This is a genomic window from Nocardiopsis alborubida (assembly GCF_012396365.1).
GTDB lineage: Bacteria > Actinomycetota > Actinomycetes > Streptosporangiales > Streptosporangiaceae > Nocardiopsis > Nocardiopsis alborubida.
Genome location: NZ_JAAXPG010000010.1, coordinates 1 through 16,021, shown reverse-complemented (window position 1 = coordinate 16,021; position 16,021 = coordinate 1). Strand labels below are relative to the sequence as shown.

General features: G+C 72.3%; 15 protein-coding genes. 7 read left to right on the top strand and 8 right to left on the bottom strand.

The window, feature by feature from the left end:
• Positions 1-56: 56 nt before the first annotated feature.
• The 6 genes from HGB44_RS12205 to nucS form a co-directional block, all read right to left on the bottom strand.
• Positions 57-722: a DUF1707 SHOCT-like domain-containing protein gene (locus tag HGB44_RS12205; protein ID WP_061078074.1), complete on the bottom strand. Its 666-nt coding sequence runs from the start codon at positions 720-722 to the stop codon at positions 57-59.
• An 85-nt stretch (positions 723-807) separates the two neighbouring features.
• On the bottom strand, positions 808-1,440 hold the full coding sequence (locus tag HGB44_RS12200) for a response regulator (protein ID WP_061078073.1): 633 nt from the start codon (positions 1,438-1,440) through the stop codon (positions 808-810).
• A complete protein-coding gene (locus HGB44_RS12195; RefSeq protein ID WP_082768153.1) occupies positions 1,437-2,747 on the bottom strand; it encodes a sensor histidine kinase in 1,311 nt (436 codons plus the stop codon). Before HGB44_RS12195 ends, HGB44_RS12200 begins: the two co-directional genes overlap by 4 nt.
• On the bottom strand, positions 2,744-3,598 hold the full coding sequence (locus HGB44_RS12190; protein ID WP_061078071.1) for an ABC transporter permease: 855 nt from the start codon (positions 3,596-3,598) through the stop codon (positions 2,744-2,746). Before HGB44_RS12190 ends, HGB44_RS12195 begins: the two co-directional genes overlap by 4 nt.
• Positions 3,595-4,506, bottom strand: coding sequence for an ABC transporter ATP-binding protein (locus HGB44_RS12185; protein ID WP_061078070.1), 912 nt, complete (start codon positions 4,504-4,506; stop codon positions 3,595-3,597). Before HGB44_RS12185 ends, HGB44_RS12190 begins: the two co-directional genes overlap by 4 nt.
• Positions 4,507-4,706: 200 nt before the next feature.
• Positions 4,707-5,384 (bottom strand): endonuclease NucS, encoded by a 678-nt coding sequence (gene nucS, locus HGB44_RS12180; protein WP_061078069.1) that lies wholly within the window; start codon positions 5,382-5,384, stop codon positions 4,707-4,709.
• A gap of 207 nt (positions 5,385-5,591) precedes the next feature.
• Between nucS and HGB44_RS12175 the strand changes: the two genes are divergently transcribed.
• From HGB44_RS12175 to HGB44_RS12160, 4 genes are all read left to right on the top strand, one after another.
• Positions 5,592-5,978 (top strand): SCO5389 family protein, encoded by a 387-nt coding sequence (locus HGB44_RS12175; RefSeq protein ID WP_061078068.1) that lies wholly within the window; start codon positions 5,592-5,594, stop codon positions 5,976-5,978.
• A gap of 171 nt (positions 5,979-6,149) precedes the next feature.
• Entirely contained in the window at positions 6,150-7,361 is a 1,212-nt protein-coding gene (locus HGB44_RS12170) for a 3-hydroxyacyl-CoA dehydrogenase (protein ID WP_082768152.1), read from the top strand.
• A gap of 313 nt (positions 7,362-7,674) precedes the next feature.
• On the top strand, positions 7,675-8,007 hold the full coding sequence (locus HGB44_RS12165; RefSeq protein WP_190394687.1) for an ATP/GTP-binding protein: 333 nt from the start codon (positions 7,675-7,677) through the stop codon (positions 8,005-8,007).
• A gap of 32 nt (positions 8,008-8,039) precedes the next feature.
• Positions 8,040-8,780, top strand: coding sequence for an alpha/beta hydrolase (locus tag HGB44_RS12160; RefSeq protein ID WP_061078066.1), 741 nt, complete (start codon positions 8,040-8,042; stop codon positions 8,778-8,780).
• A 233-nt stretch (positions 8,781-9,013) separates the two neighbouring features.
• On the opposite strand, the gene HGB44_RS12155 is transcribed toward HGB44_RS12160, so the two are convergent.
• Positions 9,014-10,309, bottom strand: coding sequence for a DivIVA domain-containing protein (locus HGB44_RS12155; RefSeq protein ID WP_061078065.1), 1,296 nt, complete (start codon positions 10,307-10,309; stop codon positions 9,014-9,016).
• Between the two features lie 380 nt (positions 10,310-10,689).
• Positions 10,690-11,175 (bottom strand): methylmalonyl-CoA epimerase, encoded by a 486-nt coding sequence (gene mce / locus HGB44_RS12150; RefSeq protein WP_061078078.1) that lies wholly within the window; start codon positions 11,173-11,175, stop codon positions 10,690-10,692.
• Positions 11,176-11,412: 237 nt separating this feature from the next.
• Here mce and HGB44_RS12145 point away from each other — a divergent pair, with 237 nt between their 5' ends.
• From HGB44_RS12145 to HGB44_RS12135, 3 genes are all read left to right on the top strand, one after another.
• On the top strand, positions 11,413-12,600 hold the full coding sequence (locus tag HGB44_RS12145) for an acetyl-CoA C-acetyltransferase (RefSeq protein ID WP_061078064.1): 1,188 nt from the start codon (positions 11,413-11,415) through the stop codon (positions 12,598-12,600).
• Positions 12,601-12,869: 269 nt separating this feature from the next.
• Positions 12,870-13,859, top strand: coding sequence for a methylmalonyl Co-A mutase-associated GTPase MeaB (gene meaB, locus HGB44_RS12140; protein WP_061078063.1), 990 nt, complete (start codon positions 12,870-12,872; stop codon positions 13,857-13,859).
• A gap of 609 nt (positions 13,860-14,468) precedes the next feature.
• Positions 14,469-15,791 carry an HNH endonuclease signature motif containing protein gene (locus tag HGB44_RS12135; protein ID WP_168444012.1) on the top strand — a complete coding sequence of 441 codons (1,323 nt, stop codon included), beginning with the start codon at positions 14,469-14,471 and terminating at the stop codon, positions 15,789-15,791.
• Positions 15,792-16,021: the final 230 nt, after the last annotated feature.

Genomic DNA, 16,021 nt, shown 5'->3' with positions numbered 1-16,021 from the left:
CGGGCGAGCAGAACGTCTTGTCCGGGGGTGCGCGTTCCCCGGAGGGGGAGGCGCCCCTACTCCTCGATCCCGTCCTGGTGTTTGCGCGGCTTGTACTCGATGCCCACCCCGCCCATCACGACGATGCCCCGGACGTGCACGATCGGGGCGTCCGGGTCCACCACGCTGGGGGTGTTCTCGGAGATGCCGAAGCCGCCCATGAGCGGCAGGCCGTGCACCCGCACCTGCACGTCGTCGGGCACGGTGATGCCCACCCCGCCCATGACGGCGCAGACCCAGATGGTGGTCTCGCGCTGGGTGAACCGGGCCTCGCGCAGGTCCAGGTCGACCCCGCCCAGCACCGCGAAGGCGGTGAAGGCGCCTGGCAGGACCCAGTTGCCCGACCGGCTCGCGCCGCCCAGGACGACGACCGCGGCCCGGCTGGTGGGTTCCTGGTCCACGATCCGGCCGCCGCCGTAGAGCGGCCGGGGCGAACGGAAGTCGGTGGGGGCGACGGAGGCGCCGGGACCGTTCGGCGCCGGGAGGTCCTCGGTGAGTGGGACCAGCTCGCCGACGGTCTTGGCCCGGTACACCGCGTCCAGCCGCTCGCTGTGCTCGTCCGGGTCCAGGCGCCCCTCGGCGAGGGCTTCACGCAGGCGGTGCGCGACGGAGTCACGGTCGGCGTCGGAGGCGCGCATCCGGCCGTGCTCGGGGGGAGTGGCTTCGCTCATCGTTTCCACCATAGGACCATTCTTCCGGCGCCGCGCGGCGCGCCGCATCGGGGAGGTCCCCCGAGACGACCCTGAGACCCGGGACCGCGGGCCCGGATCAGTCCTCGGGGAGCAGCCCGCGGCGGATCGCCTGGCTCACCGCGGCCGTCCGGTCGCTCACGCCGAGCTTGTCGTAGACCCGCATCAGATGGGTCTTCACCGTGGTCGCGCTGATGTGCAGGGCGCGTCCGATCGCCGCGTTCGTGCGCCCCTCGGCCGCCAGGCGCAGCACCTCCACCTCGCGGGGCGACAGGACGGCGGCGGGCTCGCCGCGCTGGCGCATGCCGGTGAACAGCTTGCCCGCCAGCCGCCCGGTCAGGACGGTCTCCCCGCGCGCCGCGGCGCGCACGGCCTCGGCCAGTTCCGCGCGCGGGGTGTCCTTGAGCAGGTAGCCGGTGGCGCCCGCCTCCACCGCGCGCAGGATGTCGCCGTCGGTGTCGTAGGTGGTGAGCACCAGCACGTGCGTGCCGGGCCGCTCGGCGCTGATGCGCTCGGTGGCCTCCACCCCGTCGCCGCCGGGCATGCGCAGGTCCATGAGCACCACGTCCGGCTCCAGTTCGGCCGCCCGCACGACCGCCTCGGGGCCGGAGGCGGCCTCGCCCACGACGGTGAGGTCGGCCTCGGCGGCGAGCATGCCGCGGATGCCCTCGCGGACCACCGGGTGGTCGTCGACCAGCAGGACACGGATCACGGTGCGTACTCCTCGTCACCTCGTGGAACGTTCGGGGGCAGGGGCAGCGACATCCGGACGCGGGTGCCGCGCCCGGGGGCGCTGTCCACCTCCAGGACGCCGCCGGCGTCGCCCGCCCGGTGCCGCATGTTCGCCAGCCCGTTCCCGGGAGAGGGCCTCCCGGGGTCGAAGCCGACGCCGTCGTCGGTGACGGACAGCTCCACCGGGCCGGGGCTTCCGTCGGCGGCCCGCGTGTACTCCAGGGTCACCCGCACGTGCCCGGCCCCGGCGTGCCTGCGGACGTTGGCCAGGGCCTCCTGCGCGGTGCGCAGCAGGCAGATCTGGAGGTCGTTGGACAGGGTGGCCGGGGTGCCGAGCACCGCGGTGTCCACGGGGACGCCGAGTTCGCCGCCCAGGCGGGAGGCGACCCTGTCCAGGGCGGCCTCCAGGGTCTGGCTGTCCAGGCCCACCGGCTGGCGGGCGGCCACCATGGCCCGCGCCTCGGCGAGGTTCTCGGCGGCGGTCTCGCGCATCAGGGCGAGGTGGCGCCGGGCCAGCGCGGGGTCGGCGTCCATCTCCGTCTCCACGGCCTGGGTCAGCGCGACGATGCTGGTGAAGCCCTGTGCGAGGGTGTCGTGCATCTCGCGCGCCAGGCGCTCGCGCTCGACCATGGCCCCGGTCTCCTCCGACAGCCGCGCGACCTCCAGACGGCTCTCGCGCAGCTCCCTGATCAGCTCGGACCGCTCGTAGCTCTGGTCGATGATCCGCCCCAGCCAGCTGCCGAACCACAGCGTGTAACCCACCATCACGCCGTTGATCAGGACGTTGATGGTGACGTCGTCCCACTCGCTCAGTCCGAGCAGGCCGCGCAGCGGCATCGGGACCAGCAGGATCGCGCCCACCGTCGAGATGGCGGTCGGGATCGAGGCGGTCATGAAGCACAGCGGGGCCACGGCCACGACCAGGAAGGTCAGGGTGGGGTTGACCGTCACCGCGGGCAGGCACAGCACGAGCAGGACGGCCATGAGGACCGTCGGGCGGACGCGCTCCTCGCGCAGCATCAGCCGCCTGCCGAACAGGTGGTACACGGCCGTCACCGCGGCCATGAGGCCCACGAGCGGCCACCGCCAGAAGGGGTCGCTGGTGATCAGCGCGATGACCGCCATGGCCGCCATCACGGAGGTGAAGTACACGTCCCACCACACGCCCAGGTCCCAGGCGTGCCGTTCGTCGCGCTCCTCCTCTCCGGACGGGGCCCCGCAGGACTCGGGGGACGGCGCGGTCGGGGCGGGGCCGTCCCCCGGAGCCCGTGCGGCCACGGTGATCATCCGTCCTTCCGCGTCTTCCACCGGAACGTCAGCAGTACCAGCACCAAGCCCACCACACACCACACGCCCAGCGCGAGGGCGACCGAGGACAGGTCCCACGCCCCGCCGGGTTCGAGGGCGGCCATCTCGGCGGGGAAGAACGCCGCGCGCAGGCCCTGCGCCATCCACATCAGCGGGAAGAGCGCGGCGGCGTCGAGCACCCAGTCGGGCAGGGCGACGACCGGCACGAAGATACCCGAGATGAACTGGAGGATGAGGAAGGGCACGACCACGATGCCCGAGGCGGAACGGACGTTGCGCGCCAGGGAGCTGATCGCGATGCCCAGCAGGGAGCAGGAGACGGTGCCCAGCACGAACACCCACGCCAGCGTCGCCCAGGCGGCGGGGTCGTCGGGCATGCGCGCGCCGAAGGCCAGGACGGCCACGCCCAGCAGCAGGACCAGCTGGCCCAGGGCCAGGAACAGCACCACCACGGTCTTGCCGACGAAGTAGGCGGTCGGCGGCATCGGGGTGCCGCGCAGGCGGCGCAGGCCGCCCTGCTCGCGCTCGTTGGCGATGCTCAGGCCCAGCTGCTGGAAGCTGACCGACATCAGGCCCATTGCCACCAGGCCCGGCAGGTAGTAGTCCACGGCGGGCATGCCCATGTCGAACATGCCGTCGAAGATCGACGAGAACATCACCAGGATCAGCGCGGGCAGGGAGAAGGTGAAGATCACGCTCTCCCACTCGTGCACGAACTCGCGGGTCTCCAGCCACCCCCGGGACAGGCCGACGCGCAGCGCGCCGGGCAGGCGGCCGGCGGAGGCCGGGACGGCGGGGTCGGCGGGGGTGCGTTCGGTCGCGGTGCTCACGCGGACACCTTCCTCTCGGCGGGGCGGTCGCGGCCGTCCCTGTCGTCGCTTCCGTCGCCGTCCTCGCCGCCATCGCTGATCAGGCCGAGGTAGACGTCCTCCAGGGTGGGGCGGTGCACGCTCAGCCCCGGGACCTCGCCGGAGAACAGGGCGGACAGCTCACCCACCACCCGGGCGGGCTCGTCGGTGAGGGTCTCGCGGCGCTGCCCGTCGACCGTCCAGCCGACGGTGGCCTGGGCCGAGGCGCGCCCTCCCAGGGTGGAGGGGGAGCCCTGCGCGCGTATCCTGCCGCGCGCGATCACGCACACGCGGTCGGCGAGCGCCTCGGCCTCCTCCAGGTAGTGCGTGGTCAGGACGATGGTGGTGCCGCCCCGGGCCAGGTCGCCGATCAGCGTCCAGAAGTCGCGCCGGGCCCTGGGGTCGAACCCGGTGGTGGGTTCGTCCAGGAACAGCAGCTCCGGCCTGCCGACGATGCCCAGGGCCACGTCCAGGCGGCGGCGCTGCCCGCCGGACAGGGACGTCACCCGCGCCCGGGACTTCTCGCCGAGGCCGACCAGGTCGACCACCGCGTCGGGGTCGCGGGGGTCGGGGTAGTAGCCCGCGAAGTGGCGGACCACCTCGCGCACGGACAGTTGGGGAATCATGGCCTCCCCCTGCCAGACCACGCCGATGCGCGAGCGCCACCGGCGCCCCGCGGTGCCGGGGTCCTCGCCCAGAACGCGGACGGTGCCCTCGTCGCGCCGCCGGAACCCCTCCAGGATCTCGACGGTGGTGGACTTGCCCGCGCCGTTGGGGCCCAGGAGGGAGAAGACCTCGCCGCGCGGGACGCTCAGGTCGATTCCGGCGACGGCCTCGTCGTCGCCGTACTTCTTGCGGAGGCCGTGGACCTCGATCGCTGTCTCGCTCATGCCACCGACTCTCCCCCGGGCGGGGCCTCCGGGGTATCGGCCGCCGGGCCGTACCCGTGTCCTCCGTATGGAGGACGGCACCCCGACCAAGGCAGGGGGGAGCAGCGGAACCGCACCGGAATCCGGTGGGCCCCAGCGCCGACGGGCCCCGTACACGCGGCGCGCGTACGGGGCCCGTCGGGAGGCGGAGAGGGGGTCGCTCAGAACAGGCGGAGCACGTCCGGCTCGATACCCCGCAGCTCGTCGTAGTCCAGCACCACGCAGGAGATGCCGCGGTCCTCGGCGAGCACACGGGCCTGCGGCTTGATCTCCTGGGCGGCGAACACGCCGCGCACCGGCGCGAGCTGCGGGTCCCGGTTGAGCAGCTCCAGGTAGCGGGTGAGCTGCTCGACGCCGTCGATGTCGCCGCGGCGCTTGAGCTCCACGGCGACGGTGGCGTTGCCGCCGTCACGGCACAGGATGTCCACCGGGCCGATCGCCGTCGGGTACTCGCGGCGGATGAGGGTGTAGCCGTCGCCGAGGGTGGTGATGTGCTCGGCCAGCAGTTCCTGGAGGTGGGCCTCGACGCCGTCCTTCTGGAGGCCGGGGTCCTTGCCCAGTTCGTGCGAGGAGTCGTGCATGACCTCCTCGACGGTCAGCACCAGTTTCTCGCCGGACTTGCCGTGCGTGACCGTCCACACGTCGGGTCCGTCGGCGACGGTCTCCTCGCGCAGTTTGCAGGGCGGGTTCATCCAGTTCAGCGGTTTGAACGCCCGGTCGTCGGCGTGGATGGACACACTCCCGTCGGCCTTGATGAGAATCAGGCGGGGAGCCATGGGCAGGTGGGCGGTGAGGCGGCCGACGTAGTCGACACTGCACCGAGCGATGACGAGACGCACGAAACGTCACGTTACCGCCTCCGCGGGACGCGCGGAGCGGAACCGCGTATCGGCTGCCCGCCTCGTCCGGCGATGCCGACGTGTCCACAGGGGTGTGCCTCCGGGGAAAGACAGGTGTGTCCCCCCGGCCCCATGACGGGGCGCGGCCGGGCCTCTAACGTCGCCAGGGGCGCGGATCCGCGCGCCCGCGACGACGAAGGGACTTCCATGTCGCTGACGGTCTCTCCCGACCTGCTGGAGAAGGCGAAGCGCGGCCCGGTCGAGGACGCCGACTTCATCGCCTGCATCAAGGACTCCCTGCCCTACGCCTGGGAGGTGGTCAGCGGTCTGGCCGAGGGCGCCCGGACCGCCGAGTCCGGCTTCGAGGCGAACGAGACGCCCCCTCCCGGGGAACGGGAGAGGGGCCAGCTGCTGCGCCTGCTCGCCAGCGACGCCATGCGCGGCGCGGTGGAGCGGCACTTCGGCCTGCGCCTGGCCTTCCAGAACTGCCACCGCGTGGCCCTCTTCGCACCCGGGGCCGAGGAGGCCCACGCCGTGTTCACCTCCCCGCGCGCCCAGCTGCTCAACCAGTCGCCCGAGCTCGTCGACTGCTAGGGGCGGCCTGCCGGAGGTGGTTCCGCCCCCCGGAAGGGAGCGGGGCCGCCGCACCACGGCCGGGGCGCGGCGGCCCCGCCATCCGTTGCACGGCCGCACCGGGTGGCACCGAGTGCCCGACTCGGGCATCCCGTGCGCGGGGCGGTTCGGTCGGGCCCGTAGTCTGGGCGTATGGTGCAGGAATTTGACAAGGTCGGTGTCGTCGGACTCGGCGCGATGGGCGCGGGTATCGCCGAGGTGTTCGCCCGCGCGGGGTTCAACGTCACCGGGGTCGAGATCGACCAGGCCGCCGTCGACCGCGGCCGCGCCCATGTGGACAGGTCCCTCTCGAAGGCGGTGGACAGGGGCAAGCTCACCGAGGACGAACGCACCGGGATCGACACCCGGCTGACGTTCACCACCTCGCGCGAGGACCTCGCCGACGCGGACTTCGTCGTCGAGGCCGTCCCCGAACGGATGGACGTCAAGAGGGACGTCTTCGCGGACCTGGACCGGATCTGCCCGCCCGGCACGATCCTGGCCACCAACACGTCCTCGCTGTCGGTCACCGAGATCGCCGCGCTCACCGGCCGACCGGACAAAGTCGTGGGGCTGCACTTCTTCAACCCCGCCCCGGTCATGAAGCTGGTCGAGGTCATCACCACGGTCTCCACCAGCGCCGAGACCGTCGACGTGGTCTCCGAGGTCGCCAAGCGCATCGGCAAGACACCCGTGGCGGTCGGCGACCGCGCCGGGTTCGTGGCCAACGCCCTGCTCGTGCCCTACATCAACGACGCGATCCGCCTGTACGAGCGCAAGGTGGCCACCCGCGAGGAGATCGACGCCTCGGTGCAGAAGGCCGCGGGCCTGCCCATGGGACCGCTGACCCTCGCCGACATGGTCGGCCTCGACGTCTGCCTGGCCGTCATGGACGTCCTGTGGGAGGAGTACCGCGACCAGCGCTACGCGGCCTCGCCGCTGCTGCGCCGCATGGTGGCCGCCGGCCGCCTGGGCCGCAAGTCCGGCCAGGGCTTCTACACGGGCACCGACGAGGCCCCCGAGCCCCGCCCCACCGGTCGCTACGCGCAGATGGTCCGGGAGGAGGAGACCCTGGACCTGGGCGAGGTCCTCCTCGCTCCGCAGATCGACGACGCCCTGCGCATGATCGGCGAGGGCTACGCCTCCGCCAGGGACGTCGACACCGCCATGCGCTTCGGCTGCGGCTACCCCAAGGGTCCGACCGAACTGCTGGAGGAGCGCGGCGCCGAGTCCGTGGTCACCACCCTGGTCGCGATGGGCGAGTACGGCCTCACCAACATCGCGGTGCCCGCCCCGCTGCTGATGGACCAGCTGCCCGACGCGCCGGAGGGCGAGGGCCACGGCGGCTGCGCCTGCCACGCCTAGCGCGCTGACCGGCTGACCGGCTGCCGGAAGTGTTGCCGGTGTGATGCGTGAGGTCCTGGACTGCGGTGATCTTGTGCTTGTAGCCGATGTCGGCGGTCGAGGCTAGCTACGGGTACGGGATGGTCGCTGGTGCGGAGGTCAGGCGGCAGGCCGAAGAGGTTCATCGGCCTGCCGCCTGACATCGAAGCGTCACGGCGGACGAGACGGTCTCGGTCGCCGTGCCGGGCCGCTCGCCGTGCCGGGCCGCGAAGCGGGCCGTCGCCGATGCGCCTGTGGCGGCGGCCACTGCCGGTTCTCTTCTAACCTGGACGGTGTGAGCCCGCGCCGTAACTCTCCCCGCCGCACATCCGCCCGCGGCCGCAAGGCCCCCGGCGGCGCCCCCGACGACGAGGACGCCCTCATGCTGCGCGTCACCGGCGGACAGCGCCGCGAGACCGGCCCCGACGGGGAGTGGGTGACGCGCCGCATCCCCGGCGCCGCCGCCACCAAGGTCTACCGCTGCCCCGGCTGCGCCCAGGAGATCCCGACCGGCATGGCGCACGTGGTGGCCTGGCGTCCCTACGGCGACGGCGGCGACCGGCGCCACTGGCACTCCTCCTGCTGGGACCGGCGCTCCCACCGCGCGCCGCGCGCCCCCCGCTACTGAGCCCCGGCCACCTACCCCGGACACGAGGAGCCATGGAGATCCGAGCCACCACGGTGCTGCCCGCCGTGAGACGACCCGTCACCCTGCACACCGCCGACGGCCTGGAACTGGTCGGCGAGCTGGCCCTGCCCGAGGGCCGCGACCCCAAGGCCACCCTGGTGTGCCTGCACCCCCTGCCCACCGCCGAGGGCATGATGGACAGCCACGTCCTGCGCAAGGCGTCGTTCCGGCTCCCCGCGCTGGCCGACATCGCGGTGCTGCGGTTCAACACCCGCGGCACCAGCTCGCGGCACGGCACCAGCCAGGGCGAGTTCGGCGAGGGCGAGACCGAGAAGCACGACGTGCTCGCCGCCATCGAGTTCACCGAGTTCGAGGGCCTGCCCGACCCCTGGCTGCTGGGCTGGTCGTTCGGCACCGAACTGGCCCTCAAGTGGGGCGCCGACCCGCAGATCAAGGGCGCGATCCTGCTGTCGCCGCCGCTGCACCGCGCCGACGAGGCCGACATGGCGGTGTGGGCGCGGACGGGCAAGACGGTGGTCGCCCTGGTCCCCGAGCACGACGACTACCTGCGCCCCGACGAGGCCAGGGAGCGCTTCAAGCCGCTCTCCCAGTGCGAGGTCGTCGGGGTGGAGGGCGCCAAGCACCTGTGGGTGGGCGAGCCCTACGTGCGCCGAGTGCTGGACGAGATCGTCAAGCGGGTCAACCCCGAGGCCCACCCGCTTCCCGTGGAGTGGGACGGCCCGTACGAGAAGGACGTCCAGACCCTCGGTTAGGCCCGCGCGGGCAGCCCATCCGTCGCTGCTCCCACCGCCGTCGATCCGGTGCCGCCGGGCCCGGCCCTCCCCGCCGCTCACCCGGTCCGCGGGCCCGCCGCGCAGAGCACCCGCCCCGTATCCGGCACGACTCCCGTATCCGACACGGCGAAGGACCCGCCCTCCCCGGCGACAGCCGGGGGAGGCGGGTCCTCTCGTGTGGGGGGAGCGTCAGCCCGGAGCGGGCCGGAACCCTACTCCTGCCACCAGTCCTCGTCGTCGGCGCCCTTGCCGGAGTGCACCGGCTGCCGGGTCTCCTCAGCGGCCGGGGCCGGCTCCTGCGGGATCGCGGCCGGGGCCGGGGCGGGGGCGACCGGCGCGGCGGGAGCCGGGGCCGGGGCGGCCGGGCCGCCACCGCCGAGCAGCTGGCGCAGCTGCTGGAGGTGCGACTGGATGCTGTCGCGCTGGCGGTTGAGCTCGTCGACCTCCTTCTTGGCGGCCGTCATGATCCGGTTGGCCTCGGACTTGGCGTCCCCGAGCTGGTGCTCGGCCTTGGCCTTGGCCTCGGCGTCGATCTGGGCGGCGTTCTTCTTGGCGTTGCCGACCAGCTGCTTGGCGTGGTTCTCGGCGTCGCGGCGGGTCTGCTCGGCCTGCTGGCTCGCCTTGGTGGCGCGCTGCTCGGCGCTGGCGGCCCGCTCCTCGGCCTCGTTGACCATCTTCTGCGTGGCGGCCTGTGCGGCGGCGAGGCGCTCGGCGTCCTGGCGCTCGGCCTCGGCACGGCGGTCGGCCAGCTGGAGCTCGAACTGGTCCTCGGCCTCGGTGCGACGGGCCTCGGACTCGGCGTAGGCGCGCTCGGCGTTCTTGCGCAGCTCCTCGGCCTGGCTCTTGGCGGACTGGATGGTCTCGTCGCGCTCGCGCTTGGCGGCGGCGCGGGCCTGGGCGCACTCGCGCTCGGTGGTGGTGCGCAGCTTGGCGATCTCGCCCTCGAAGGTCGCCCGCTTCTCGGCGATCTCGTGGTCGACCGCGGAGCGCTTCTTCTGCACCTCGCGCTCGGTGGTCGAGGTGAGCTCGTCGGCCTCGCGACGGGCGGTGGTGGAGATCTCCTCCGCCTCGGACTCGGCGGTCTGGCGGGTCTCGTCGGCCTCGCGCTGGGCGAGGGTGCGCACCTCGGTGGCCTCGGACTCGGCGGCCGCGCGCATGTCGGCGGCCTCGATCTTGGCGGCCGAGCGGATGTCGTTGGCGTCGATCTGCGCGCTCTGGACCAGCTCGTTGGCCTGCTCCTCGGCCAGGCGCAGCAGTTCCTCGATACGCGAGCCCAGGCCGGAGTAGGAGGGGCGCTCGCGCTCCTGGAGCTGGCGGTTCTTGGCGTTGAGCTCGCTCTTGAGCTTCTCGGTCTGCTTCGAGTACTGCTTCAGGTCGTTGCGCAGGCTGGCCGCGTACTCATCCACCTGGGTGCGGTCATACCCACGCAGCACCACGTCGAATTCGTGCGGGGTGTTGTCATCGTCGAAGATGTTGTTGAGCTGGGTGTCGATGTTGTTTGACGGCATGTGGCGGAATCCTGAACGGGTGCGAGACGGCTACTTGCAAGGGGCCGGGGACGGCGGGGAGGGCGGCTGCGCTGTCCCCGGGGACGGGTCCGGTGGCGCGAGCCGGGGGTGGGGCGGGTGACGACGGGCTGATGAGCCCCTGACCGCCTCCGAGGTCGTCCGTGTGCGCCCCGTCACCTGACACGGCGGTACGGCCGACCCGGCTCGGCTACCGGACTGCAAGACATGGACCAAAGCCGGAATAGCGCATCCGGCAGCTAGCCGACTTTATCAAGCGCGGAACACCTGGGAAGGGGGTTTCGGGTAACTTCCGGTGGGCTCTGAGGCTAACCATGCCACTGGCGTTCAACCTGTGACTTGTCCGGAACGCCCCCGTGACGCTATCCGGAAATTCCGGGACGGTCGTCGTCTCTTTCCCCGTGGGCCCCATCCAGTTCCCCATGTGCCCCATCCGGGCTCTGGACCAGCTCGGTGAGCACGCCGCCGCAGTCCTTGGGGTGCAGGAAGACGATCCTCGACCCGGCCGTCCCCCGCCGCGGCTCGGCGTCCAGCACGCGCACGCCGCTCCCGCCGACGCCCGCCGCGGTGGCGGCCACGTCCGCGGTCCCGAAGGCGACGTGGTGGACGCCCTCGCCGTTGCGCTCCAGGAACTTCGCCACCGGTGAGTCCGCGCGGGTGGGCTCCAGCAGCTGGAGGTAGGTGGCGCCGCCGTCGTCGGTGCCGTTGACCCGGAGCATGGCCTCGCGCACGCCCTGTTCCTCGTTCACCTCCTCGTGCTCCACCTCGAACCCGTACGTGGACCTGTAGAAGGCCACCGAGGCGTCGAGGTCGCGGCAGGCGATGCCCACGTGATCGAGCCGGGTCAGGCCCGAGAACGGGACGGGAGGTGCGGACGGGGTCTCGGGTGCGGGCGGAGCCGCAGGAGCGGAGGGAGAAGAAGGGGCGTGGGAGGAAGGGGTGGATGGGGAGGAAGGCGGGGTGGTGAACTCGCTGGCCGAGTGCGGTGCGTCACTCATGGGGTGAACCTCCCTGGGATCGCTGACAGCGGTGTGGGTATCGTTGCAGACCAGGTGCGTCACCCATGCATTTGGAGGCCAGTTACGATGCCCGGTTCCGTCATCGTCGGTGGGGCACGGACCCCCACCGGCAGACTCCTCGGCTCCCTCGCCGGGTTCTCCGCCGCCGACCTCGGGGGCTTCGCGATCAAGGCCGCGCTGGAACGCGCGGGCATCTCCGGCGAACAGGTCGGATACGTGGTCATGGGACAGGTGCTCCAGGCGGGCGCGGGCCAGATCCCGTCCCGCCAGGCCGCCGTCAAGGCGGGCATCCCCATGAACGTGCCGTCGGTGACGATCAACAAGGTCTGTCTGTCGGGCCTGGACGCGATCGCCCTCGCCGACCAGCTCATCGCCGCGGGCGAGTTCGACGTGGTGGTGGCCGGGGGCATGGAGTCCATGACCAACGCGCCGCACCTGCTGCCCAAGTCGCGCAAGGGCTACAAGTACGGGTCGGTCGAGGTCCTGGACGCGACCGCGCACGACGGCCTGACCGACGCCTTCGAGGGCGACTCCATGGGCGCCTCCACCGAGCGCCACAACGGCAAGCTCGGCATCGGGCGCGAGGAGCAGGACGCCTTCTCGGCCCGCTCCCACCAGCGCGCGGCAGCCGCGGCAGCCGCCGGGTACTTCGACGCCGAGATCGTCCCCGTCCAGATTCCGCAGCGCAAGGGCGACCCCGTCGTCTTCTCCGCGGACGAGGGCGTGCGGGCCGACACCACCGCCGAGAGCCTGGCCCGGCTGCGCCCCGCCTTCGACGGCGAGGGCACGATCACCGCGGGCTCCTCCTCGCAGATCTCCGACGGCGCCGCCGCGGTGGTCGTGATGAGCCGCGCCAAGGCGGAGGAGCTGGGCGCCCCGGTCCTGGCCGAGATCGGCGCGCACGGCAACGTCGCCGGTCCGGACAACTCGCTGCACTCCCAGCCCTCCAACGCCATCCGGCACGCGCTGGGCAAGGCGGGCCGCTCGGTCGAGGACCTGGACCTGATCGAGATCAACGAGGCCTTCGCCGCGGTGGGCCTGCAGTCCACCCGGGACCTGGGCGTCTCGGAGGACATCGTCAACGTCAACGGCGGCGCCATCGCGCTCGGCCACCCGATCGGCGCCTCCGGCGCCCGCATCGCCCTGCACCTGGTCCACGAGCTGCGCCGCCGCGGCGGCGGGTTCGGCGCGGCAGCCCTGTGCGGCGGCGGCGGCCAGGGCGACGCCCTGCTGTTCACGGTTCCCGCCGAGTAACACCGAGCCGGGCCGCGGGCCCGGACGCCCCGGCCGCCGGACGGTGGACGAACCCCTCACGGCCGCCGGACGACAGCCGGCCCTCTCGCGGACGCCGCCCGCGGGCACCGGGAGATCCCCGAACGCCCGCGTGGCGGACCGCGCGGGGGACCCGACCCGAAGACACTGTGTACCCGGGAGAGCCCCGGGGACACGACGCACCTGACAGCCGGCGGGGCGGGGGCCACGAGCCCTCGCCCCGTCCTGCTCCGCCCACACCGAGGAGTTTCATGGACGCCCCCCAACTGGTCGAACGGGTCCGAGAGGGTGACCGCCGGGCGCTGGCCCGCGCGATCACCCTGGTCGAGAACGGTTCCGCGGCCCTGCGCGAGATCATGGCGGGCCTGGCCCCGCACACCGGCCGGGCCCGGGTGGTGGGGTTCACCGGCTCCCCGGGGGTGGGCAAGTCCACCACCACCAACGCCGTCGTGCGCGCGGCCAGGGCGAAGGGGTTGACCGTCGCGGTGCTGGCCGTGGACCCGTCCTCGCCGTTCACCGGCGGCGCCCTGCTCGGCGACCGCGTGCGGATGCAGGAGCACGCCACCGACCCGGGGGTGTTCATCCGCTCCATGGCCAACCGCGGGCACCTGGGCGGGCTGTCCTGGGCCACGCCGCACGCCCTGCGGGTGCTCGACGCGGCCGGGTTCGACGTGATCCTGGTGGAGACGGTGGGCGTGGGCCAGGCCGAGGTGGAGGTCGCCGGGCAGGCCGACACCACGGTGGTGCTGTGCGCTCCGGGCATGGGCGACTCGGTGCAGGCCGCCAAGGCGGGCGTGCTGGAGGTCGCCGACGTCTTCGCGATCAACAAGGCCGACCGGGAGGGCGCCAAGTCCACCCTGCGCGAACTGCGCCAGATGATCGCCATGAAGGACCGCACCGACCAGGAGTGGAAGCCGCCGATCGTCATGACCGTCGCCTCCAGGGACGAGGGTGTCGACGAGCTGTGGGAGCGGATGGACCAGCACTTCGCTCACCTGGAGGCCAGCGGGGACCTGACCCGGCGCCGCCGCACCCGCGCCCGGGACGAGGTGCAGGCGATCGTGCTGGACCTGCTGCGCTCACGGATGGGCGGGGCGGGCGACGACACCGGTCTGGACGGGTTGGCCGAGGAGGTGGCGGAGGGGCGCAGGGACCCCTATGCCGCAGCCGACGCGGTGCTGAAGGAACTCGGCACCGACCTGGGTGAGGGTGGTATCGGCGTCGGCGGGGTGCTGCCGTGATGCCGGGGGAGCCCGGCGCTGATTTGGGTTAGCCCGGTGTTGTTGTCGGTGTCGGTGTCGGCCGGGTTTTCCACAGGTGGTGGTTGGGGGTGTCCCGGGGTGGGGCGGGGATGGTTTCCTGGGAATAGGGGGGATCCCACCCACGCGTATTTTGGTGTGCCCTCAAACACCCGACACCTCAAGGGGAGTAATGGATTGAGGGGCAGGGAGGGGCCGCCATCGGGTCTCTCCCCTGCGCTGCTCTTGACGGGGGTTGTTGGCGGCAACGAAAGCGCACCTGCTGCCGCGAAGTGGAACGGACTCCGAGAAACGGTGGGCGTCCGGCGGTGGCGAGGGTCCCCGGCGAAAAGCGGCACCAAAGGCGGGAGCGACTGGCGGAGGGCGACCAACGCCGGGGTTCGGGGACGGCCGGGGTGGGCGACGGTGGCACCCACGGCGAGTGATCATTTCTCCCGCGCCCTTTCTGGCGCCTTTCGGTTTGTCCCAATTGTGGCTTATCAGTGAAGGACAATCCTCCCGTGGGGGGAAATCCGGAAGGGTGGGTGAATTCGGTGCTGTGAATTCTGGCGCAATGGCTGTTGTTGGTTTATAATAAGAGGTATGGAGATGATGCTTGCGGCGCCCGACGCGGCCCCCGGGGTTTGTTCCCCGGGTGTGGCCGCGCTGGCCGGTGCGCGCGAGATCATCGACCAAGCGTGGGATGCCGAGGTGCCGCCCGGGGCCGATGAGGTCGCCGCCGAGGAAGTCGCGGCCCTGTGGGACCAGTTGGAGAAGATCCGCTACCAGGCGCTGGCGCGGATGGCGCGTTTGTACGCGCGCGGTGAGGTGGCCCGCTACAGCGGCTATTCGACCCTGGACAAGTGGATCACTCACCAGTGCAAGGTGCCGACTGGTCAGGCCAAGGATTTGGCCCGTCTGGCCCAGCACGTGCACGAGGAGACCCTGCCCGCCACCGCCGAGGCGGTAGGGGAGGGCACTCTGGCGCTGGGTGAGGCGGTGGCGATCGCCAAGGTCACCGACAAAGCCGTCCAGACCCGGGATGAGGACCACTTCCCCGATGAGGGGGAGTATCGGCAGGGGTTCGAGTCGGCTCTGGTGGCGGCCAAGGCAGAGCGGCCCGCGTTGTCGGTCAACCAGCTCCAGTCGGTGGCCCGCCAGGTCGCCTACCGTTTGGACCCCCACCGCCTGGACCGCGACCACGAGGCCGCCCACGCCGCCCGTGGTCTGGTCGTGCATGACACGTTCCAGGGCAGCTACCAACTCCAGGCCTGGGGCGGGGCCGGAGACGCGCTGATCGTGCGCGCCGCCATCGACACCTTCACCACCCCACCCGGGGAAGACGACACCCGTTCGCGGTCTCAGCGTGAGCATGACGCGCTCATCGCGGCACTGCGCTTCGCCACCACCCACACCGGATGCACCCACACCCCTGCCCCGTTGGCGCAGATCCGCATCGTGGTACCGGTGCAGACGTACCTGGACGCCGAAGGCCAGGAAGCCCCCGCTCTGGACGAGAACGGCCGGGTAATCCCCGTCGGGCTGGTACACGAACTGGCTGGGGACTCCGAGGTGGTGCGGATGCTCACCGCACCCCCGACAGGGCGGGTGGTGGACGTGGCTCCCAGTCGCCGCCTGGCCTCAGCCCGGCAGCGCGCGGCGGCCTTTCACGGGCACGCCACGTGTGCGCACCCGGGCGGGTGCGAGGTGCCGATCACCTGGTGCCAGGCCGACCACATCACCTCCTTCTCCCGGGGAGGACGCACCGAGGTCGCGAACCTGCAACCGTTGTGCGGCCCCCACAACCGGGCCAAATACCAACGCGAACTCCGCACACACCAGCAACACCACCGGGCACGCAACGGAAGGGAAGCCCGCCCGGGACACCACGACCGGGGACACCCGCCCGAACCCCACCCACTACCCCGGGAATGACCCCCGGCCAGGCCGGGCCCCGGCATGCCCGCACCCGACGGGCGGCCCGGGCCCCGCGCCCACCGCTGCCGTCGTCGCCCGCCCCCACCACCGGGGCCGGTACCGCTGTCCGAGGCCGGAGGGCCCGCTCGCCTTTGGTGCCGACGCAGCAGAGCCCCATCACCCCCGAACCCCCACCGTTGGACGCCCTCCTCCACCACTACGCGGCAGCCGGTGCCGCCGCCTCCGGC

Excerpts from the sequence above, each read along its gene's own strand:
- HGB44_RS12145 (WP_061078064.1), top strand. The coding sequence starts at position 11,413 with ATGCCCGGTTCCGTCATCGTCGGTGGGGCACGGACCCCCACCGGCAGA.
- HGB44_RS12205 (WP_061078074.1), bottom strand. The coding sequence starts at position 722 with ATGGTGGAAACGATGAGCGAAGCCACTCCCCCCGAGCACGGCCGGATG.
- HGB44_RS12185 (WP_061078070.1), bottom strand. The coding sequence starts at position 4,506 with ATGAGCGAGACAGCGATCGAGGTCCACGGCCTCCGCAAGAAGTACGGC.
- HGB44_RS12155 (WP_061078065.1), bottom strand. The coding sequence starts at position 10,309 with ATGCCGTCAAACAACATCGACACCCAGCTCAACAACATCTTCGACGAT.
- HGB44_RS12160 (WP_061078066.1), top strand. The coding sequence starts at position 8,040 with ATGGAGATCCGAGCCACCACGGTGCTGCCCGCCGTGAGACGACCCGTC.
- HGB44_RS12135 (WP_168444012.1), top strand. The coding sequence starts at position 14,469 with ATGCTTGCGGCGCCCGACGCGGCCCCCGGGGTTTGTTCCCCGGGTGTG.
- HGB44_RS12195 (WP_082768153.1), bottom strand. The coding sequence starts at position 2,747 with ATGATCACCGTGGCCGCACGGGCTCCGGGGGACGGCCCCGCCCCGACC.
- HGB44_RS12175 (WP_061078068.1), top strand. The coding sequence starts at position 5,592 with ATGTCGCTGACGGTCTCTCCCGACCTGCTGGAGAAGGCGAAGCGCGGC.
- HGB44_RS12170 (WP_082768152.1), top strand. The coding sequence starts at position 6,150 with ATGGTGCAGGAATTTGACAAGGTCGGTGTCGTCGGACTCGGCGCGATG.
- meaB (WP_061078063.1), top strand. The coding sequence starts at position 12,870 with ATGGACGCCCCCCAACTGGTCGAACGGGTCCGAGAGGGTGACCGCCGG.